The organism is Clostridium sp. AF17-21AC (genome assembly GCF_003461365.1).
Lineage (GTDB): Bacteria > Bacillota > Clostridia > Lachnospirales > Lachnospiraceae > Coprococcus > Coprococcus ammoniilyticus.
Genome location: NZ_QTWY01000006.1, coordinates 154,401 through 176,304, shown reverse-complemented (window position 1 = coordinate 176,304; position 21,904 = coordinate 154,401). Strand labels below are relative to the sequence as shown.

Annotated in this window: 18 protein-coding genes and 1 riboswitch; of the genes, 3 read left to right on the top strand and 15 right to left on the bottom strand. The window is 42.5% G+C overall.

The window, feature by feature from the left end:
* Positions 1-4 precede the first annotated feature (4 nt).
* A riboswitch (cobalamin riboswitch) is annotated at positions 5-152 on the bottom strand.
* Between the two features lie 110 nt (positions 153-262).
* Positions 263-1,069, top strand: coding sequence for an N-acetylmuramoyl-L-alanine amidase (locus DWW85_RS10345; RefSeq protein WP_117808580.1), 807 nt, complete (start codon positions 263-265; stop codon positions 1,067-1,069).
* A gap of 582 nt (positions 1,070-1,651) precedes the next feature.
* Entirely contained in the window at positions 1,652-2,509 is an 858-nt protein-coding gene (locus DWW85_RS10335; protein ID WP_117808578.1) for an adaptor protein MecA, read from the top strand.
* Between the two features lie 100 nt (positions 2,510-2,609).
* Here DWW85_RS10335 and DWW85_RS10330 read toward each other — a convergent pair whose 3' ends face one another.
* On the bottom strand, positions 2,610-2,831 hold the full coding sequence (locus tag DWW85_RS10330; RefSeq protein WP_021944218.1) for a DUF1858 domain-containing protein: 222 nt from the start codon (positions 2,829-2,831) through the stop codon (positions 2,610-2,612).
* Between the two features lie 250 nt (positions 2,832-3,081).
* On the opposite strand from DWW85_RS10330, the gene DWW85_RS10325 reads away from it, so the two are divergent.
* Positions 3,082-3,252, top strand: coding sequence for a 4Fe-4S binding protein (locus tag DWW85_RS10325; RefSeq protein ID WP_004852414.1), 171 nt, complete (start codon positions 3,082-3,084; stop codon positions 3,250-3,252).
* Between the two features lie 125 nt (positions 3,253-3,377).
* Here DWW85_RS10325 and DWW85_RS10320 read toward each other — a convergent pair whose 3' ends face one another.
* From DWW85_RS10320 to DWW85_RS10255, 14 genes are all read right to left on the bottom strand, one after another.
* Positions 3,378-6,050, bottom strand: coding sequence for a hypothetical protein (locus DWW85_RS10320; protein ID WP_117808577.1), 2,673 nt, complete (start codon positions 6,048-6,050; stop codon positions 3,378-3,380).
* Complete coding sequence (locus tag DWW85_RS10315; protein WP_021944220.1) at positions 6,047-6,547, bottom strand: hypothetical protein; 501 nt, start codon at positions 6,545-6,547, stop codon at positions 6,047-6,049. The genes DWW85_RS10320 and DWW85_RS10315 overlap by 4 nt, the downstream gene beginning before the upstream one ends.
* Positions 6,548-6,636: 89 nt before the next feature.
* Positions 6,637-7,710, bottom strand: a complete 1,074-nt coding sequence (locus tag DWW85_RS10310) for a 6-phosphofructokinase (RefSeq protein ID WP_021944221.1) — start codon at positions 7,708-7,710, stop codon at positions 6,637-6,639.
* A gap of 50 nt (positions 7,711-7,760) precedes the next feature.
* On the bottom strand, positions 7,761-8,357 hold the full coding sequence (recR, locus tag DWW85_RS10305; protein ID WP_021944222.1) for a recombination mediator RecR: 597 nt from the start codon (positions 8,355-8,357) through the stop codon (positions 7,761-7,763).
* Positions 8,357-8,707 (bottom strand): YbaB/EbfC family nucleoid-associated protein, encoded by a 351-nt coding sequence (locus DWW85_RS10300; protein WP_008400312.1) that lies wholly within the window; start codon positions 8,705-8,707, stop codon positions 8,357-8,359. Before DWW85_RS10300 ends, recR begins: the two co-directional genes overlap by 1 nt.
* Before the next feature lie 40 nt (positions 8,708-8,747).
* Entirely contained in the window at positions 8,748-10,487 is a 1,740-nt protein-coding gene (gene dnaX, locus DWW85_RS10295) for a DNA polymerase III subunit gamma/tau (RefSeq protein ID WP_117808576.1), read from the bottom strand.
* Positions 10,488-10,732: 245 nt separating this feature from the next.
* A complete protein-coding gene (locus DWW85_RS12730; protein ID WP_181986558.1) occupies positions 10,733-15,283 on the bottom strand; it encodes a prealbumin-like fold domain-containing protein in 4,551 nt (1,516 codons plus the stop codon).
* A 41-nt stretch (positions 15,284-15,324) separates the two neighbouring features.
* Positions 15,325-16,698 carry a DUF6382 domain-containing protein gene (locus DWW85_RS10285; protein ID WP_117808575.1) on the bottom strand — a complete coding sequence of 458 codons (1,374 nt, stop codon included), beginning with the start codon at positions 16,696-16,698 and terminating at the stop codon, positions 15,325-15,327.
* Positions 16,682-17,155: a hypothetical protein gene (locus DWW85_RS10280; RefSeq protein ID WP_117808574.1), complete on the bottom strand. Its 474-nt coding sequence runs from the start codon at positions 17,153-17,155 to the stop codon at positions 16,682-16,684. The genes DWW85_RS10285 and DWW85_RS10280 overlap by 17 nt, the downstream gene beginning before the upstream one ends.
* A 39-nt stretch (positions 17,156-17,194) precedes the next feature.
* Positions 17,195-17,947 (bottom strand): TadE family protein, encoded by a 753-nt coding sequence (locus tag DWW85_RS10275; protein WP_118484732.1) that lies wholly within the window; start codon positions 17,945-17,947, stop codon positions 17,195-17,197.
* A 254-nt stretch (positions 17,948-18,201) separates the two neighbouring features.
* On the bottom strand, positions 18,202-19,590 hold the full coding sequence (locus DWW85_RS10270) for a DUF5702 domain-containing protein (RefSeq protein ID WP_021943397.1): 1,389 nt from the start codon (positions 19,588-19,590) through the stop codon (positions 18,202-18,204).
* Between the two features lie 18 nt (positions 19,591-19,608).
* On the bottom strand, positions 19,609-19,779 hold the full coding sequence (locus DWW85_RS10265) for a Flp1 family type IVb pilin (RefSeq protein WP_117784748.1): 171 nt from the start codon (positions 19,777-19,779) through the stop codon (positions 19,609-19,611).
* Between the two features lie 57 nt (positions 19,780-19,836).
* A complete protein-coding gene (locus tag DWW85_RS10260) occupies positions 19,837-21,153 on the bottom strand; it encodes a type II secretion system F family protein (protein WP_021943395.1) in 1,317 nt (438 codons plus the stop codon).
* A 3-nt stretch (positions 21,154-21,156) separates the two neighbouring features.
* On the bottom strand, positions 21,157-21,900 hold the full coding sequence (locus tag DWW85_RS10255) for a type II secretion system F family protein (protein WP_117808572.1): 744 nt from the start codon (positions 21,898-21,900) through the stop codon (positions 21,157-21,159).
* Positions 21,901-21,904 lie beyond the last annotated feature (4 nt).

Genomic DNA, 21,904 nt, shown 5'->3' with positions numbered 1-21,904 from the left:
AAAGCTGTATGTAGAATAAATCTGCGGGTATTCTGACTGAAAGACCATCTTATGATCTTAACACAGTAATGGCGGTTGCACCGGATTCTCACCGAATTTCCCCCTGATCGGACATTTAAAGACACATCCGAGCAGATTCAATATAGAACATACATAGTTTATCTTATAGCCTTGTATGCGGAATGTCAACAAAATCCACAGGCATTGACCGGAATGTTTCTGCATATTTATAGAAAGAAGAATTCTGACAGGTGATCCTTTTATGAAACCTGAACTCCGGTCTCTTATTCCAAAACTAAATCGTTATCTTCTTCTACTCCTTGTATTTATCTGCTCTCTTTCTGTATTTTTGCTATTGTATCCAATATCGTCAAAATCACCTCAGTCCGATCTGGATAATAAAGCCACGCTGCCGGGTGTCAGAGATCCAGAGTCTGATCCAAATGACGAAACACAAAGTGACACCACAGAAACTGCATTTTCCGGCTATATTATCACACTCGATGCCGGACATGGCGGATACGATCCTGGGAAAATAGGAATTAACGATTCAAAGGAGAAGGACATCAATCTTCAGATTGCTTCTTATCTGCAAGAGCTTCTGGATTCTCTCGGTTTTGAAGTCTATATGACCAGAACGGATGACTCCTCACTGAATACAGAAACTGCCGAAAGCTTAAAGACATCCGATCTGAATCATCGGATTGAGATTGTGGCATCCCATAACTCCGACTTTTTTATCAGTATCCATCAGAACAGCTTTTCTGATTCTTCCGTACATGGAGCTCAGGTTTTTTACTATGCGAATTCTTCAGACGGTGAACAGCTTGCAAAATCAATCCAGGCCTCGATCCATGCGATCCTCGATTCTGATAATGAGCGTCCGGTCAAAGGTAATCTGGACTATCTTATTCTGAAAAAAAGCCCCTGTCCTGCTGTTATCGTTGAATGTGGCTTTTTAAGTAATCCGGATGAATGCAGCAGTTTAAATACTCCAGACTATCAAAAACAGGTTGCCGCTGCGATCGCAGATGGGCTTGTTAATCATATCCAGGCGGGCACAGAATAGGCAGGGGGCTGTAACCCCTGCCACTGTTATTTTGTGCATGAATGTAACGGTTCTTTTTTATCGATACATTTTTTCATTTTATTCCCATTTGCTTTTTTACATATTCGTGCTGTGATGTGTCAATATTAATCTTATATACAAACCAATGGCACAAATACACCATTGTTTTCGTGTTTCTTTTCATATCTATATGTAATAAGCAATATCTGTCTGCCAGAAACGGAATTATGCAGACCGGAATCTGTCTGCAGCGAACCGATGAAGGGTTCATAAGATGTCTGCTCTTATATTACATTATATTTGTACGCCTGCCAATCACTTTATGAAAAATTAATCTTTTCTGATATTTCCTGTCCTATTCTGCTCATTTGCACATTCTAATCCATATATACATAATTTATACTGTGGAATTATTTTTTATTCATATTCGACAGGATTTTATAAATTATTTTTGAATTTTTCACATTATATCCTATTTACTTGTCAGTTAAATATGGTAAACTATAGGTGCGTTTTAATACACAATTGTATGACTTATTTTCTACCCTTCATGGGTATTCTATCAGAAATGGGGTGATTCTATTGAAGATTGAACGCTTAAGTGAAAATCAGATCAGATGTACTTTGAATAAAGCAGATTTAGCAGACAAACAATTAAAGATTTCCGAGCTGGCTTATGGATCTCCAAAAGCAAAAGAACTGTTTCGTGAGATGATGCAGCAGGCATCAAACGAACTCGGATTTGAGGTTGATGATATACCACTGATGATCGAAGCTATACCGATTTCATCAGATTGTCTTATTTTAATTGTCACAAAGGTAGAAGATCCGGAAGAATTGGATACACGTTTTTCCAGATTTACCAGAAATAATGACGATGACGACACCGATTATGACGATGATATGGATGATGAATACGAAGATGAGAACTATCCCCCATCTGATGATAATGTAATATCCGGTCATATCGATATCGGTATAAATGGCGATGAATCCCAGATTCCGGAGGCAATTTTTAATGCTCTGGAAGGTTTTGTAAATAATCTGACAGGTCTTGCAGGTAAGAATATCGAGATTTCAACCGATATTCCATCCAGTGCAAAAGCACCTGTAAAACAGACACAACAGGAAGAGGATGCTCCACAGACTTTAACGAGACTGCTTGTATTTGACTCGTTAAATACCGTTATCAACGCATCCAAACAGGTTGCAAGTTTTTACTTCAGCAGCAACACACTCTATAAGAATCCGGTTAATAAACGTTTTTATCTGTTATTTACAAATGATAAGAATACTATTCCCGAATTCAACCGGGTATGTTACATTCTTGGAGAATACGGCACAGCACAGAAAATAACAGATGCCATGCCATATCATTTCAAAGAGCATTTTAAAACGATCATTGAAGAGGAAGCAGTTCAGACTCTGTCTGCTCTGTAATTTTTAAGAAAACTGATTTGACAAAACAAATACGGCGGATCCTTTTTTTCATTGGATTCCGCCGTATTTTTCGTCTGGCCAGATACATATTCTATATGAATTATGCCTGTGCCTGCTCTTCTTTCTTTGCAAGGTAGTCATTGATCTCAAGTTCAAGCTCTACCGGATCCAGACCATGAACGGCTGCTGCTTCCTCAAGAGTTTCACCTGCTGCTGCAAGACATCCGATACAATGCATACCTGCTGCCATAAGAATTGCTGCATTTCCTGCATCTACTGCTAAAATATCATTTATAAGCATATCTTTACTGATCTTTGCCATGTGTATATTTCCTCCTGTTTCCTATAATCTTTCTTAATCTGATATGACATTTTTCGATTTTAAAAATATCTTCATCATTATAGTATACACATTTTTAAATGTCTATCCCTTTATAGGAAAAAGATAGGCAGACTCAAGTTAGCAGGAACTAATTTTTTACAAATCATCTCAATTCACTTGATATAAGAAACTTTTTGATTTAAAATAGGTAACGAGATGTGATTATTATTACTAAAAGGAGGACAATCATATGGCATTCGTAATTGGTGATTCATGTATCGGTTGTGGTTCATGTGCAGGTTCATGCCCTGTTGGAGCTATTAGCGATAACGGTGGTGTTTTCGTTATTGATGGTTCACAGTGTATTTCATGTGGTGCATGTGCAGGTTCATGTCCTGTTGGAACAATTTCAGAGGAGTAATCCACACAGAACGTTGTTATCATAATATAGAAAAGCTGCCGGAATCGGCAGCTTTTCTTTTTGTCTTATACAGAAAAACAATGATGTCCTCAGACGGATCTGTTTTTCTGTATATCTTTTTATTTCTACTCCTGAACATAGGAATACAGTTCATTATTTCCCTGACTCATGGCAGCTTCATATTCTTTTCTTGATACCCGGACTTCCGTATCCAGTACCGGATCATAATAACGAACCGCTTCACTGTTATAGCTTACGACCATTACATATCTTCCATCATTGATACGACTGATAACCGGAATACCATTACTGATATATCCAAATACCAGATCCAGCGAGATTCCTGAAATATCTGCTCCCGGATATTTTCCAAGCTCTGTCAGCACCTGTACCGGATCTGTACCGGATGCTTTCATATCTTCATATGTGAGATCAGTCACACCCTCATAGATCAGTGTCATATATACACAATCCCACAAGGATGCATCCACACTGCCGGAGCTTTGGTGATAGATTGACGATGCGATCGTATTATATGCCTGCATCTCCGACTGCCTGTATACGATTTCTCCATCCTTGGAAACAACAATACCTGCGATCTGCGTTGCCCGGTTGATTGCATCTCCTGCCTTTTCATAGATTCCGGTCAGTCCCAGATTATCATATACCATATAGCCTGCATATTCATCTTCTACCGTGATCAGCATATCCGATGAACGATCTCCCACCGTGTTCTTTGTGATATTCAGATACGGAATATAGGTCAGATATATGTTTGACGGTACTGTAAAATACAGCTTCGCAATTCCTGATGTTGTTTTTGTCGTGATATCAACTCGTTTTACATCGTCGCTTTCTTTATAGGTGATAAAGTCATCCTCTGCCAACCGAAATCTGTCTGTTTTCTTGGATCCTTTGGTCATATAGATCAGATCATCCTCTACGCTGATATCTATGATATAATTGTCGTCCTTCTGATATTCTTTGATCTGGTTTCCATTTTCATCCACGATAAATAATTTGTATGATGGGATCCGGCTGTATACCTTTTCACTCAGATTCTTTTTTGCAAAGGAATCTTTATCTATAGATATATCACTGTCAGCCGTATTACAGATCCCATATATCAGATCCCGGTTCTTAAATCCATAGCAGACCAGACTCTTTCCTGCTCCCGCATCCAGCGTATAGGTCTGTCCGGTTGCAAAATTAACCAGCGTTAATGTCGCATTATCGGCTGCCTGATCCGATGAATCATATGCCATTACCTGCATATCATCGGATACATATACATGATCGAGCGATACATGATCTACATAATAGGATAACTGTTTTGCTTCCACGTTAATGCAGTTCACCTTGTTGCCAAGCATAAAATAAAAGTTTGTTCCATCATAATAGGTCAGTCTGGACACTTCATCTTTCATGGCTGCATATGGTTCATTACATTCTGCAAATACCAGCTCCGTAACCTCCTGCTCTGCTGCATCGTAAGAACACAGACTGATTCCCAGCTTTCCTTCATGAGCACCACGGTTCATATAGCCATATACTGCAAATATCATATTGCCATCGTCGTCCATGGAGATCATATTGATACCATAATTGTTGTATGTGTTTCTGACATTTTCCACGTCATCCATCCAGAATCCAAATACCATGGAGATCTGGTTTTCTGAGTAATTATACAGCCAGAGCTGTCCGTTTCTGACAAAACCGATCTTCTTATTATCCGAGCTGTAACGGTAATCCAGCTTTTTATCAAGAACAACCCCGATCTCATACACATTATTTTTATTATCGACACCTGTCCGGTTGAAATACTCGTCGATATAACGATCAAAATTCATAACGGATATTGTGCCTGCGTTATCTGCTTCCCCAGTATCCTCTGATGCTTCAGCATCCTCTGCTCCGGTGGCTGTTTCTGTATCGTCTTCTGTCCCCGGTTCTTTATAACTGACACGATAATATTCCCTGACCGAATAATAATCCGACTCACCATCGGTGTTTTCTGCCGTGGTCACATAATCCAGTTCAATTACTGCATAATTGACATCAATTTCCTTGATCTGTGGAATGATCGAAGTTATCCGGACCGGATTCACTCCACTCCAGACAAGCTCTTTGTAGCTGCTTGTCAGATTCAGATGTCCCATAGAAAGGCTGTCATCATCCTGTCCTTTGTATGCCTGCATGTATGGATAGATAAAAGAGCCTTCTTCATTTGCCTCGTAGTCAAATGTCGAAGCATTAAACTGTTCCACAAAGTCCAGAAGCTCGGACGCATGATAATTGTCATTTACAACGATACGGGTATAGTAGCGTACGGTCTGTCCATCCGCTCCATCTAATTTGAATATCAGCATGTATTCCGTATCCGGCTTGATATCCATACGGATATCAATATCAAATATCCGGTATCCATTCTCCTCTGTATCGGATGTCAGATCCCCGTTCTCGATCAGAGAATCGCTTGAGATTGACCGCAGCTCATAGCTGTAGGTCTTTGCATAACCATTTTTGTCATCTACTGCAAACGTTACTTTTTTGTCATCTGTCACCGGAGTAATACAGTCACGAAGCATAGTTGTATCGACTACGGTTGTATAGCCATGAAGGCAGTTGATATATCTGCCCTCATAGTCTACATATACTAAAGGCAAGGTGGCATTTTCCATCTCCATTGCCAGATTCTTATACTGTCTATTCTGAAATTTATCAACTAAAAAAATAGTAATCACAAAGAAAACTGCCATTACTATTATTCTTATAACAAGTGTTCCTATTTTCTTCACAGGTAAAATCGTCTCCTACATCTTCTGTAGCGTTCCCGTCTACAGTAAAATTCATTACAGATCAATGTTTCTATCAGATTCCGCATCATGCAGTTACCACAGCCTTTTCCTTTTGGAACATACGGTGGTTCAGATGGCGCAGCCTCCATATCCAGATGAATATCTACATATGGATCCGGAAGCTCTGCATAGACATCCCGTGCGATCTTACGGATCACCTCCGGATCTGGATATTCCGCAAACATCGGGCTTCCTGCATATTCTAATTTATCACATTCTTCTTCCACCATTGCACTGATACGCCGTACCCGTTCCGGATACATTTCCTTCAGATATGCCCAGTCCTTTTCTGCTCTTGACTGTTCCTCATTTGGATCATCCGGCAGCAAAAGCCCCGACATGCTCCGTGTCAGATTATATACATTTCCATTTTTTATCAATCCACGGATATTCGTATCCTTTCTGTCATATGGAATGTATTTAAATTCATTCTGCATATAAATCTCCCTGCCTGCATTCTTATTCCTATATAGTATATATGCAGACAGAGAGATTATGTTACTGCCATTTCTTATTTGAACTGAAATTAATCACCAAATGAGATACCTAATGTCTTTGCTGCAAGAACGGTATCATCGTCCGGAGATACATATTTGAGTTTTCCTGCTGACTCTGATAACGGAATCGCAGTTACTTTATTGTCCTTGAATACAACGAGTTTTCCAAAATCCTTTGCTTTGATCAGCTCGGCTGCCTTTGCCCCGAATCTGGATGAAATCACTCTGTCATATGGACATGGGCTTCCGCCTCGCTGTGTATGACCAGGAATCGCAATGCGGATATCCTGTGTTGTGAACTCCTTGAGCTTGTCCGCCATCTCATATGCAACAGATGGATACGGAGAATTTGCAATTGCTTCTTTTCTCTTCTTCTTTGGAAGCTCTGCAACCTCTTTGGAGATTGCTCCTTCTGCTACTGCAACAATCGTAAATCCTTTATTATTCTTTGTTCTCTTGTCGATTGCCTCGTATACCTTCTTGATATCATACGGAATCTCAGGGATCAGGATAACATCTGCTCCACCTGCAATACCGGCATGTAATGTGATCCAGCCAACCTTATGACCCATAATCTCTACGATAAAGATACGGTTATGGGATGCTGCTGTTGTATGGATACAGTCAATCGTCTGTGTTGCCACATCTACCGCACTCTGGAAACCAAATGTCATATCGGTTCCCCAGAGGTCATTATCGATCGTCTTTGGAAGACCAATTACATTTAAGCCCTCTTCACTTAACAGATTTGCTGTCTTCTGGGAACCATTTCCTCCTAATACACATAAACAGTCCAGTTTGAGTTTTTTATATGTGTCCTTCATGGATTTCACCTTATCAAGACCATCCTCTGTAGGCTCACCCATAAGCTTAAATGGCTGTCTGGAACTTCCAAGAATCGTTCCACCCTTTGTCATAATGCCTGAGAAGTCATCCGGCATCATCTTGATATACTGTGCTCTCATCAAGCCCTTATATCCATTCAGGAAACCATAGATCTCTACTTCATCAAATAACTCGTACAATCCTTTTGCTACACCACGCATGGTTGCATTCAGTGCCTGACAATCGCCACCACTGGTAAGTAATCCAACTCGCAACATCCCTAAACACCTCTTTCTTCTTTTTTATGTAAAATGCTATTTAATTGTCCCTATAAATATACGCGTCCTTCCAATGCCCGGAGCAGTGTCACTTCATCAATACATTCCAGATCTCCGCCAACCGGTACACCGCTTGCGATCCTACTGACCTTGATCCCTGCCGGTTTGACCAGCTTTGATATATACATCGCCGTTGCTTCTCCCTCCGGACCGGAGCCTGTTGCAATAATCAGCTCATCCACATCCCCCTGCAACCGCTTCATCAGTTCTGCGATCTTGATATCCGCAGGTCCGATTCCGAGTGCCGGATTGATCACTCCATGAAGAACATGATATACACCATCGTACTGATTCGTCCGCTCATATGCTGCAAGATCTCTCGGTGTTTCTACCACCATGATCACCTTATGATTCCGATTTGCAGATCTGCAGATCGGACAAAGATCACTGTCTGTGATCGTATAACAGTTATTGCAGTATCGAATCTTCTTCTTTGCATTTACGATTGAATCGGCAAGTGCCTGTGCTCGTTCTTCCGGCATACTGATGATATAAAATGCCAGCCTTTGTGCTGTCTTTGCTCCGATACCGGGAAGTCTGCCAAGCTCTTCGATCAGACGGTTTACTTCTCCACCATATATATCCATTAGAACGGTAAGCCTCCAAGACCCATACCGCCGGAGATCTTATTCATATTCTCCTGATAATCTTCATCCTGCATACGGAATGCTTCATTTACTGCAGAAATGATCAGATCCTCTAATGTCTCGATATCATCCGGATCAACAACCTCCGGATCCAGCTTGATCTCCATCAGTTCTTTCTTACCGGAAACCTTTGCTGTTACAACGCCGCCACCAACGGAAGATTCATAGATCTTATCCTCCAGCTCCTTGGTTGTTGTCTCCATCTGCTTCTGCATTCTCTGTGCCTGCTTCATTAAGTTGTTCATATTGCCAGGCATCATACCCATGTTATAGCCGCCTCTTTTAGCCATCTTATATATCCTCCTTGATTCTTAGCTCTTTTTTATATTTTTATTCATACTGAATAGCAAAATTAATCTTCGACAAGTCATTCGCCTCGATCTCCTGTGCCGCTTCACTATTCTTCGACACGACCTTCAGTTCGATCTTCACCTGTCTGCCGGTCACCTGTTCGATGTGCTCTCGCAATGCCGCCATCCGCTCTTTTCCTTCAAAATAAGCGATTGCCTGCTTGTTCTCTTCATTCTGGACATATGCCAGATACAGACCATCTCTGGCTTCGTTCATATTGATCCTTGCTTTTTCCAGAAACTTCTTCGTAATATTCTGATATCCTTCCATAATGATATCCCATTGTTCTACGAATTCTTTTAATTCATTGTAATTTGCTTCCGGAAGTTCTTTTTTCAGTTGCTCGGACAGCTTCTTCGATGCCGCTTCTATCTCTGCACCTCCCATCGCAGGTACATTTCCTATCTGCATTCCTTCCTGCTTCAGTCTTGCACAGATCTGATCTAGCAGTTCCTGTGATACTGCTCCGGCTCCCTGCACTGCCTCGCCTGCCAATGCTGTAACGCCTGCCGATGCCGAGCTTCCTTCACCGTTATTATTCCCGCTAACCACCGATCCGGCGGCTCCATTCTCTAACTTCTGTTCCAGAACTCTGACCCGGTCAAGAAGCGCGCTGTAATCGGTTTCCATCTCAGGCTTGCATAATTTGATCACTGCAAGTTCTAAAACAATACGCTTCTGTACTGCATATTTGATATTTGCAGAGGTATCCGAAAATATATTGATATACCGGATAAGTGCATCTGTTTCGAGCTGTGCAGCAAGCTGTCTTAACCGTTCCAGATTCTCCGCCGACATATCAAGCTTCTGATCAGCCTCCGGTGAAACCTTCACCAACAATACATTTCGAAGGAACCATGTAAATTCTGATACAAATCTGGACAATTCCCGTCCCTGCCATACTACCTCATCCACCAGATCGATGGCACCGACAACATCCAGCCGAATCACACAATCTAACAATCTGGCAAATACATCGATATCAACTGCTCCGATCGTATCCAGTACATTTTCATAAGTAAGCTCCTTGCCAATGTTGAATGCGATACACTGATCCAGAATACTGAGTGCATCACGCATTGATCCATCTGCAGCCTTGGCAACATAATCAATTGCTTTTTTCTCTGCCGCAATCTGTTCTCTTCCAAGCAGCTCCATCAGACGGTCACTGATTGTTTCCACCGAGATCCGCCGGAACTCGTATTTCTGACACCTGGAAGATATTGTGATCGGAATCTTATGGGATTCTGTTGTTGCAAGTATAAAAATGACATAAGACGGTGGTTCCTCCAATGTCTTTAACAGAGCATTAAACGCTCCCTGTGTCAGCATATGAACCTCATCTATAATGTATACCTTATATTTTCCTTCTGATGGTGAATACTGTACTTCCTCCCGGATCTGACGGATATTATCCACACCATTGTTTGATGCTGCATCAATCTCGATCACATTCATAGATGATCCATCTGCGATCGCACGACATGCCGCACATTCATTGCATGGGCTTCCGTTTACCGGATGCTCACAGTTTACTGCTTTTGCAAACAACTTTGCTATCGATGTCTTTCCGGTTCCTCTTGTTCCGCAGAAGAGAAATGCATGTCCGATCCTGTTATTTATAATCTGATTCTTTAGTGTTGTTACAACATGATCCTGGCCTTTTACTTCTTCAAAAGTATCCGGTCTCCATTTACGATATAATGCCATATAAGACATGACGGTTTCCTCCAAAATACAACTAAAGATATTATATCCGAAATGGTGATTGATAGCAATTATTAGTTTTTGTCCTCTTTTAAATAATATATCCATAATAGCGCACTTATTTACTTTACAGGGCAGCCTTTTCTATATAGTAAAAATGCCGGACGCCTCTGTTTCAGGCATCCGGCATTGGAGATGAACATGAAGTTCACGAACGAACCATATTATATAATTTTAAAAGTACCGTTTTCATTCTGTCAATGTTTCCTGTTTCCCGGTCTATCTTTTCCATGTTTTCCCTGCCGTCTTTTTATGATCACAAGAATTACTGCGCCAAGCATTGCTCCAAACCCGATATATGAAAACAGGATCACTCCTGACGAGTCACCGGTTCTGACCGGTGGTTTCTTCCTGTCCCCGGTGTCCGGTTCGGTCGTCAGCTCTGTTGTAGTTTCTGTTGTGATCTCCGTCGTCTGTTCAGTCGTCAGTTCGGTTGTAGACTCGGTTGTGGTTTCCGTTGTGTCCTCGGTCGTGATCTCAGTCGTCAGTTCGGTTGTAGACTCGGTTGTGGTTTCCGTTGTGTCCCCGGTCGTAGCTTCGGTTGTTGTCTCCGTTGTGTCACCAGTCGTGGTTTCGGTTGTCGTCTGTTCTGTTGTATCTTCCGAAGACTGATTTTCATATGTACCAAGCTCCCGGATTGTCTCTGCATTATCAATGTCCACGATCTGACGCTGCATTATTACAAATCCCCGGTTACCTTTACAAGGCAGCTCCTCGATCATGTAAGTTCCCGGCAGCAACGCTCCCAGATCCGCTTTTTCTGTTTCTGAAGCTTCTCTTATGGATGTGTTTTCTTCGCTTTTTGTAGCTCCGTCTGCCATAATATCTTCATCGAAAACTTCCCTCTGTGTACTCTCATCTCCACAAAACCAGATCCCGGCTGTCATATCATATTCCTTCCATGCACTTTCTTCCTGCGTCTGGTTGTATTCATAGATAACATCATTGATATTGAATTTACCACTTTCCTTGCGTCCGGCCGAATCAAAACGTCCATTTGCTCCGGTTACCGCAATATGGCTCTCAACAGGATTTCCTGCTTCATCCAGCAACGAAATACGAAATACGATTCCCTGCATGGATTCTCTGGTTCCTGCATTGATCTTGTCAAATGCAATATCCACCCGTTCTGCCTGCTCGTACACCTTTATCAGTTCCGCTTCTATGACATTCCCACTCTCCACAGAAAAAGTCTGCAGCTCTTTATTCGGATTTCCTGCATCCAGATGAAGTACAATTTCATTTCCGGTAATTTGCTGTTTCTCTCCTGTCAGTCCGGTTACTTCGATATACCCCTGTCCATGTCCCGGCAGCATATACCCCTTTGGTGGCTGGTATTCTGTTATGACCACGGTTCCAGCCGGAAGAATTACTGCACCTGTCTTTTTATCCGTAAATAGAGGATCACTCTGTCCGGTAAGATAAGCTGCATCCAGCTTTGCCTCATAACTTCCGGTCTGCTCGTTATATACTGTCTTAATATACCAGGTTCGGTATGCAGCAGATGCTGCCAATTCTGTTTTTTGCAGGAGTCCCTTATAATACCGCACCTGAAAGACTGCATCCGCAAGAGATGCTCCATATTTTACAGTTCCGGTTCCATTCTCTCTGTCATATTTTGTTAGTGACAGTTTTCCCTGATATACCATTTCTTTCTCTGCAAGCTGCATGGTTGCATTAATCTTGTTTTCCACCGTATCCGGGGATATACAAATATAATGCACATCCGCATCCAGTTTGTAATTTTTTGGAGCACGCTTTTCCTTTACTGCATACCAGCCAAATGGCAATCCGGTAAAACAATGCTTACTCTTATCTGCCTGAATGGAAACGACCTCTCCTGATATCATTCGGAATGCATTTCCGGTTCCGCAGGAATTCCTAATCTCCGGTATTCCGATCACGGTATTTGCCGCATTCATTTTTTCTGTCGTAAATATGCCAACCTGATTTTCTTCTTTATATGGAGCATTCTTTCCTGACACCATATAAACACTATATTCTGCATGTAATAACGAATATGCTGTATTTTCATCCGTCCATTCTTCACCGGCGCTCTTCTTTTCCAGATACAGTTCTCCGGTATTTGGCTGATCTGTAACTTCGATCACATGCTCGATCTCTTTTTTTCCTGTTTCTCTTCCGCCACTGGACAGACATTCTTTTTTTACCGGATCTGTATTCAGCCTGTAATAGCGGTTTGTTTTTGTTTCCTTTGCATAATAGCTTCCACATGGTAGTCCGGAGATCGTATCTGTCCCTTTTTTCTTAAGCGAAACGATCGTTTTATTTCCTCCGGTCGGAATAAATTTCGTGTTTATATCTGTAACAATTCCCGTTCCATCCTTTTGCACTGTAAATGTACCTACATAGAGATTTCCGGTTCCCGGCCTTCCATTCTTGTCCGCCATGTATACCTGATACTGAATATCGGCAAATGTATATCCACCCATATCGGAAATTTCTTTCATCGCACTGCTTTTATGAAGCTGAATTCCGATCGTAATCGGCGATTCCAGTACATCGATCTGCTGCTTGGGATATTTCTCCAAATTTTCTGAAACTCCGATTCCACCATCCTCCTTATCCAGATAGATCCACTTCTGATAGTAGGAAGCCGCTTTTTTATCCTCTTTATTTACAATATAACCTCCGGCATAGGAATATTCATTTCCATTCCACCCTTTCTTTTTCCCTGTTTCCGCAATGTAATACCAGCAACCAACCGGAACTCCGCGCACTTCATATATCCGGTTATCAGAACCATATACCGGATAATATCCTGCATCCGAATTATATTTTGTAACAATTCCTTTTCCGGATGCATCGGTTGTAAAGGTGCAGACATAAGCATCGGTTGATGTATCATTCTTTTTCCCAACCTTATACACATTATATCTGGCTCCCTGCAGACTATATGCATCCGTTTTGCCATCTGCTCCTGTAAGTTCCGGAGAGTCACTGGTTTTTTGAAGACTGAGCCCGCCCCGGACATTCTGAATGACAAACTCATATTCCAGCTGGTTATCTGTAATTTCATAATAATGGTCTATCGCGGGCAGATATCCTCTTGCCAGTGCCAGTTCAGCATCCTCATGCAGCATATAATAGCCCGGTGGCAGATTGTAGATATTCCGGCATGTGGATCCATCTATATCCTCTCCGGCATAATTACTTTTTGCTCCATAAAATCTGCCTTTTTCCGTAATATAAGTTGGCACACCTTTTCCTTTGGAATTAACCGTATATGTTCCGATCTTTACCGCTTTCCCCTCTGACAGATCTGCAAATGGCTCGTCCAGTTTATAAAGGTAAAATTTTATTCCTTTCAGATTATTCAAGGAACCATCACCAAGCTTTGTCAGATGCAGTTTTCCGGTTTTTAATTCACTTCCCCAGTTAATCACCATCTCCATTGCATATTCATAAAGCACACCTGCAAAGCAGGTCTGAATCTCTTTGTTGTCCGGGCAGACAGCATAAGCTGTAAACCCATCCCGTTCGGCAAAGGTCTTTGACAGTCTGCTCACACCCTTCTTATCCGTACCGGCAGTAAAGAAATATCTGCTTCCTGCCTTTAATACAGCTTCTTCTCCTGACCGGTATGCTTTCCAGTCCGTATCTGCAATCGAACCTTTCCAGTCCGTACATACCCACAGTTTAATATCTGTATCCGGCACTATGATACGAAACGCATTCTGACCTCCTGTGACCGTACGCATCTTCGTTCTTTTTGCATATACTCCATCCGGAGACACAGTGCTTAACAAACTCTCTTCTTCCATGTGTATGGTATACCGGTATTTCCATCGCGTCTCCGGCTGCCCCGGTGATATATCAATCTGCTCTGTCTTTGGAGTTTCTGTTCCGATCCGGATCTCTGCCTGTGCTCTCGTATATGGAACTTCTCCGCTCATGCTTTTTCCATGATGCCGGATAGCATTCAGATTATCCTGTAATGCGCTTTGAGACTGCCTGTTCTTATATCCCTGATACAATGCTTTCCGGATATCGGCTGTTAACAGTCCGCTGCCTGCATGTATATAACCATCTGTCGTATCATCACTGTATACAGTTGCTGCTGTTCCCTGCAAATGCTTTCCATCCGAAACATATTCTCCATACCACGGAACATCCAGCTCCTTGTCTCCACAATATACGGAAAACAGCTTCTCACAATCCGTAATACTATGATACCTGAAGATCCGGAAATCTCTGCAGGTATCTCCCGCTTTTGTTCTTCCCAGTCTGTATCCAACGACAAATTCTGAATATAACATCGGAAAGGACATTACCGTCGCCAATGCATCTATATTAAATATATACGACTTTTTCTCTTTCTTTATTTCTACTTTCATATCCGGAGTATATACATCTCTCGATATAGCATCTGAGATCGTAGCGATCTGTTTTGCCTGATCTTCATATGATAATGCTATATCCTGCGTGGTCATCGCATCTGCATCTTCCGAGGTTGCTCTGTCGGTATCTTCTGCAGCCACCCCATCTACAGCTTTCGCAGCCACCCCATCTGCATCTTCCACAGTTGCTCTGTCTGCATCCTCCGGAGTTGCCCTGTCTGCATCCGTATCCGTTGCTGTCGCATTCTTTTCAAACAACTGCGTTACCGCCTGCTCCGCATCTCCTCCCATGGATGCTGTCTGAAGGATCGCATGGAATGGCAGATTTATCAGCAGAAGAATTCCCACCAGTACGATCAGTAAAATTTTATTTCCGTATTGTTTCATATATTTCTGTCAGCTTCCCAGAAAAAGCTGTTTCCTCCTTCCTATATTTGAGCCCGCAGCTCATATTCTATATTCCCAAATGAAATAATATCTCCGGGCAATACCACTGCCGGATAGTCCACTCGCAGTGGATAACCATTTACATATGTCCCATTTGTCGAACCCATATCCTCCAGTACATATTTATGATCGACATATCGGATCCTGCTATGAACCCGACTCACAGACTTATCGGAAATACAAAAATCTGCCATATCCCCACGTCCAATCAATCTTGGAAGTGTATCCAGACAGATCACCGGATTCGATGTAGCTTCCGCTTGCCCTCCAACCGGAACTAACATGCATACCGGATCGGTTGCCGGAAGTATGGTTGTCTCCTGTTGTGTATCACCGGCTGTGGGTTGTCCATTTCCATCCGCTGCTGCCGGAAATATAGTTATATCCTGTTCCTGTATACAAGGTTCAACAACCTCCTCTTCTTTTTCAGTCTGATCTGTTAAGAACAGCTCCATCCAGACAAATAATTCCACTGCCAGTAAGATGCATACACCGAATAAAGGTTTCATATGTTGGATCCGTCCATTTGCCCGGTACTGCATCCATCCATAGCTGATCCCAAACAACGCCGTTGCAAGCATACAGGCAATAACGACCGTCTTATACACGATCGTCCGAACCGATGTCTTATCATCGTCAATGTCACTCTGTACTATCGTCCTGTTCCGGTTCGATTTCTTCCATTTATTCCGGTTTGGTTCTTTTCTCAAAAATGCAGCCAGTCCTGCTGCCTCTTCCTCTTCCTCAGTTTTGCCCGTTTCTTCCGTTCTATATATATCTGTATTTCCCGTACCATCTGTATCGCCGCTTTCTTCCGTGCGGAATTCTGTAAAAAAATCTACCAGCTTTTCAAGATCATAATTTGCATCCATGATCTTCTGATACAGATCATATACCCGGTCACTGCCCGCCCGGTCTGCATGATCCATCCTGCATATCATCTGATCTAACAGCCTCCGCATCTGCTCCCGGACCCCACTCTGATATCCCGGAAGATAGATAAAACCAAAGCATTTCTGCGCTATATCATAAAAGATACAATCTTCCACCAGGATCAGATTATTAACGGACAGCAAATATCTGCCAAGCTGGTGAAATACCATAACCAGTTCCTGAAACAGTTGTAATATAAGCACCGGAGTTATCGTGATCGTCTGCTCTATTACTGCAAATTCTGTCAGTCCGTTAACCTCATAACAAGGAATCGCATCTCCATCTATGAACATCACGTTAAATGGAAGAACATATGGGATGAAGTTGTTCTGAAGCATTTTGGTTTCATAGGAGACCTGATAATCGGTGTCGGTAAGCATCAGATATACATTTATCCCATCAGTGTCATAATGTTTTTCCATACAACTGCCACCTCCTGAGATTATTGCTGATATCCCGGATTTCTTTCTCAATCTTTACTTTTCTCTGTGTTGCCTTTTTATCTGTCAGCAGTCCAATTCCCGGGTGCAGCTCTTCATATTTGATAACTGCATCTATGGTTCCTGTTATACCGGAAAGTAACGCATTTCCAGAAGGACGAAAGCGCACGCTTGTTTCCAGTTCATCCAGATGCTGCATGGATGGCCTGACCATCTGATCTAACGCCTGATTCAATGTATCCTCTGCGCTGTTTCCACTTCCAGACATATATCGTTCCCGATTACAGACCACATGATATGCCTCGCCGGTTGCAATTCCGTTATTCAACTGCACAATCATCATATTGATAACAACAAATATAACAGTGATCACGATTGGCATAATAATGCACATTTCGATCACGATCGTTCCACGATCATCCTTTTTCCCAGAATTCATATCTTTCACCTTTCCTGTTCCTGCACCCTTACAAGAATTTCATCCGTTACCACAGTTGCTGCATGGTGGTATGTTTCCAACATTCTTTTGTTTGACACGCATAACCGTTCGTTTTAATCCAGAACAGGAAACAGAGAGATGGTATCGGTCTCCCGTCTCCGTTATATATACCGTTCCATCCGTCGTCCTGCCCTCCGCACACCGCTCACAAGGAGACAGATTCTGATACCTATCAGAAAGCTCTCCATCCGGAATCTGCCGGATCGTAAGTTTTATATGATAACAGGTTCTGCTGGTATGATAGACCTCTCCGGTCTCCGTGATATAAACGTATCTATTTTCTTCTGTCTCATTATTTTCTAATTGCATACCGATAAATGCACGCTGCCGGATCTGTTCCTGAACCTTCCAAGTCAGTTCTCCAAAAAATGGGACATTGATCTGCAGTTTATATCGCAGCTTAAGATCAATGCAGCCATCTGCTTCACTGTAAGCTGATCTTGTAACCAGAATCCCTCCGGTTCCACCCACAATACAGGAAGCATCCACCGGGGATATATCCAGATAATGCTGCAGTCTTTCTTTTGCTGTCAGAACATTGACACCGTTCCCCGGTAAATCCACTGTTTTTTCATCCTGTACATATGAATACGCATATTGATATTCCGCCAGGCACTGCGCAGTGTCCTGCATGGCATCATAGACGATCAACCGTGTCTGCAACAGATTTCCCATCCAGAAAAACACAACTGCTGCCATGATAAAAAGCGGCAGGATCAGGGCTGCCTCCACCGTGGCACTACCCTCCTGCCTGTTCCATATACAAAATATCCTCTGAAAGAAAGGAATGGTCTTATACACTCTCTTACCATACTGTCTGCTCAAATGTTTTCTGTTCAGGTCTTGGAGAGACGGAGAAATTCTTTTGATTTTATTATTTTTGGAAATGGAATATGCCACCGCATGGATAATAGACTGCAGCCAAAATATATAATAAGAGAGCATATAACACCATCCTTTCCATCTGATATTTCTATGTTTTATATTTAATAAACTGCACTGACCGAAGTTGCATACGACCGTTTCCCTTTTGTAATATCAATATCGATCGTAAATGCATCCACACAGTTTGTAATAAGAAATCCATCCTGGACAAGTGCAGTATTTAATTGGATCAGATCACACATCCGATAGTACATTCTGTTATTCTTCTCTGCTAATAACAGCATCAGAAACGCTTCATAATCCAGTCCTTTTTCTGTCTGACCGGATGCCGGCTCTACACTGGTGAGATTCCCTATATGCGCAAGATCCAGCTTCCAGTCTGCTGCCTTCTTGATCAGGGGAATCTTTCCTCCCGCCAACAATGTCCGTATCTCAAGTATCGTTTCTCCATAGGAAAAACAGGCTGCAAGCAGATATTTTGCTGCTCCATATGTAATGCCCGGTACAAGTGCAAGTGTCGCTGCCATACTGCTTATTTCCGCCATTTTCTCTGCATCCGATAACAGTACCGCCATATTAACCGGAAGTCTGTGAAGTATGATCTGGTTTACAACACAGGTCAGATTATCATAGTCATTGTCCTTCCCTGCGATCAGATATTCCACTTCACACTGGAATACGCAGTTATCCAGCTCCGCGTCCGTAACATTTTTAAAGCACTCCATCGCGTAAAGAATCCCATTGATATCCGTGCCTAATTCCGATTTTCCTGTCCCACGAACCTTTCCAAGCTCTGCTTCCAACCGGTCAATATCCGAAAAAGAAGTGTCCATGCTCTCCTGAACATTTTCCTTTCCACATGCAGTCGATGGTACATCCTGCATGGATACTTTCGTTTGTGATACAGATTTTCCGGATGGAAGAACGAGCTGTAGCAATCCGATCCCAAGCTCCTGTTCCAACAGTTTTCTGGGATCCTCTCCCTGCCAGTTACCTTCCTGTTCTGTTTCCTCGCTCTTTCCATTCCGTATCTCCTCTGCTACCTCTTCAGCATCCGCATTGTCATATGCCAGATCTTCACTTATCGTTTCCAGTGCCTTTGTTTCCAAATACAGCGTCATATATTCCTCTATCTGTTTTTTTAAGTCATAGCAATCATCAGCAACCACCGTTCTCACATCTGTCAGGCAGGCATCCTCTACAGCAAATCCATAGCCGGAGAGTGTATAGTCCATATAATCAGATACCCGTTCCTCCAGCATTCCTTCACCATAACCCATATAGCTTTTATCCAGTAATAACAAGTGATACCGATCAAATATCCGGGACTGGTACTCTGCCTGTATATGGAGGGATGCACCACGGGCAGCTTCTGCCACCCGTGCCCTGTTCATGTAGATTCCTGTAATCTCAACTGCTGCCAGAAATAATCCCAGCAGGCTGACCAGCACCAGACTTAAAAATACTGTAATCTGTCCGTTATTTTTCAAATCTGCAGAGTCTCCTTACTAATAAATCTTCTTCGCACTCTTACCGATCGAGGTCCAGATCTTGTTCACAAGACTTGTAATCTTCTCCTGAAAGATAAGTACCATGGCGATCAATACAACTGTGATCAAAAGGATCTCTACAACTCCCATTCCACTTTCATCTAATAAAAAATTCTTCACATTTCTCATACTCTTTATTGTCAGCAATGACTATTCCACTGCCGTTTCCTCCTTCTTTTTGTTCTTTTAAAATCCCAGCAATGCCGGGGCTATCACTATGATCATTACAATTCCTAACTGAAGAATCATCGGAAATAAAAGCTTTGTTCCCGCCTCTTCTCCTTTTCGTTTTGCCAGCTCCTTTTTTAACTGCAATGCAGCAGCCTCCTCTTCTGCCAGCAGATTCAGGATATCCCTTGTCCCTTTTTTGATATTCTGTGACAAAAGAGTAAATATCTTCTGATAAACCGGAAGGCCCAGCCGGTTGCTCAGCCGGTAATAGCCTTCTGTTTCCGGAATTCCCGACTGTATCTCATTCAATGTATAATTCAGCTCCTCTGCCAGAACCGGGCTGTCACTTTGCACCACAGCTCTACTCAGAGACCCCTTCACCGTTAATCCGGCTCCCATATAAAGGCTCATCAGATCCACAAAAGATGGGTACGCCATAAGCAACTCCTCATTTCTCTTTTTCTCCTTCGTCCGTATATCCGAATATTCTTTATAGACGAGCAAAATACTGAATATCCCTCCAAGAACAAATACCAGTACCGGAAGCCGCATCGTACCGGTATGCTGCAGATGATATCCCGCAACTGTCTCCGGAAGAACCAATGATGAAGTATCTGACTTACGCTGTAGCATATCTAACGCCTCCTGAATCGTCTCTATTGCCTTTTCCGTCTCATTCTTTTCCCTGCCTGCAACCTTTACAGGATAGTTTCTGGATGCCGAAAAATCTTCATAAGACAGAGTTGCCACCAGATTTACAAGAACCGGTTCATCCAGCCGATGATCAATGATCTCGCCTCGGTAATCAACAATATCGCTTTCATCTTCAATCTCCCATGAAACCCGGAGTCCCAGTTCATCAACAGAATCGATCAGCTCCAGATCCTCCGTAATATGATCTGCATTCTCGTTTGTTCCCAAATATACGGAATCAATGTAAGCAAATCCTTTATCAAAAGCCTCTTCAATGCTCTCTGCATCATAGGTCAACGGAAGCACATCCACAGATATCATCTGCTTTTCACCATTGATCTCTGTTTCCAACTGCGTGACTGTTTCATCTCCACCGTAGGATTCCCTGTTCAATACAATCGAAGTCTTTGTCCGGTTCATATATACTGCCAGACCAACGGATAAGACCAATGTTCCAAAAAATACCAGCAGACTGTTCGACAGGATTCGGATACAATATTCCTCACATAACCGAGTCAGTTCATCCTCCGGTACAACATGGATCTTTCGCATCCGTTCCCGGATCGTTCTCATATTCAAAAACCTATGTATCTTCCGGTACAGAAAGCTGCCAACCGGTCTTTTTAATTCTCTCATCATCCATCACACTCCAATATTGATCAGTTTTCTGCTCCAGAAATATGAAATGATTCCTGCCAGCAGACATAATGTCATCACGATCCGACCTGCCACTCCTTCATATAAAATACAGATATAACTCTGGTTCACCATACGAAGATATCCAATGATCAGAAAAGGAATGACCAGCATGATCCTCTGTTCATACCGTTTTGCTGCGATCATAGTCGCAATCTCCATTTCCACTTCTACCTTTCGGGCAATTCCAGCCGCAGTCGTTTTCATGATCTGTACCATATTGCCGCCTGTCCTTTTTGCCACAGCAACCAGTTGGGAAAAATTATGGATCTCGCGGATACCGGAGCGTTCTCCAAAATCCGCAAGAACATCTTCTATGTTCTTATGTAAGCGGATCTCATGCATGATCAATACAAGCTCCCGGACGATCAGCGCATCTTTTCCGTATGTCCGTGTCAGCTCCTCATGTGCTGCTATAAAAGCATTCTCAAATGAATATCCGACGCTGAGACTGGCGGCAAGTGCCTGCACCATATCCTTAAACTGAAGATATAATTCCTGCTGCCTCCTCTTCCTTTTGTATTCTTCAAACAGCCTTCGCACATATACACCCGTGGGCAGCATCAGAATCAGCGGAAGAAATGAATCATAAAATATAATGCATACCACTGCTGCCGCAACCAGATATCCCATTCCAAAAACAATGTTTTCCATCAAAGATAACCGGTATCGTGTATAATCTGTTTTCACATCC

What these genes read in the sequence shown, in the direction of transcription:
- DWW85_RS10345 (WP_117808580.1), top strand. Translation starts at nt 263, where the DNA reads ATGAAACCTGAACTCCGGTCTCTTATTCCAAAACTAAATCGTTATCTT.
- DWW85_RS10330 (WP_021944218.1), bottom strand. Translation starts at nt 2,831, where the DNA reads ATGGCAAAGATCAGTAAAGATATGCTTATAAATGATATTTTAGCAGTA.
- DWW85_RS10325 (WP_004852414.1), top strand. Translation starts at nt 3,082, where the DNA reads ATGGCATTCGTAATTGGTGATTCATGTATCGGTTGTGGTTCATGTGCA.
- DWW85_RS10315 (WP_021944220.1), bottom strand. Translation starts at nt 6,547, where the DNA reads ATGCAGAATGAATTTAAATACATTCCATATGACAGAAAGGATACGAAT.
- DWW85_RS10310 (WP_021944221.1), bottom strand. Translation starts at nt 7,710, where the DNA reads ATGTTGCGAGTTGGATTACTTACCAGTGGTGGCGATTGTCAGGCACTG.
- recR (WP_021944222.1), bottom strand. Translation starts at nt 8,357, where the DNA reads ATGGATATATATGGTGGAGAAGTAAACCGTCTGATCGAAGAGCTTGGC.
- DWW85_RS10300 (WP_008400312.1), bottom strand. Translation starts at nt 8,707, where the DNA reads ATGGCTAAAAGAGGCGGCTATAACATGGGTATGATGCCTGGCAATATG.
- dnaX (WP_117808576.1), bottom strand. Translation starts at nt 10,487, where the DNA reads ATGTCTTATATGGCATTATATCGTAAATGGAGACCGGATACTTTTGAA.
- DWW85_RS12730 (WP_181986558.1), bottom strand. Translation starts at nt 15,283, where the DNA reads ATGAAACAATACGGAAATAAAATTTTACTGATCGTACTGGTGGGAATT.
- DWW85_RS10285 (WP_117808575.1), bottom strand. Translation starts at nt 16,698, where the DNA reads ATGGAAAAACATTATGACACTGATGGGATAAATGTATATCTGATGCTT.
- DWW85_RS10280 (WP_117808574.1), bottom strand. Translation starts at nt 17,155, where the DNA reads ATGAATTCTGGGAAAAAGGATGATCGTGGAACGATCGTGATCGAAATG.
- DWW85_RS10265 (WP_117784748.1), bottom strand. Translation starts at nt 19,779, where the DNA reads ATGAGAAATGTGAAGAATTTTTTATTAGATGAAAGTGGAATGGGAGTT.
- DWW85_RS10260 (WP_021943395.1), bottom strand. Translation starts at nt 21,153, where the DNA reads ATGATGAGAGAATTAAAAAGACCGGTTGGCAGCTTTCTGTACCGGAAG.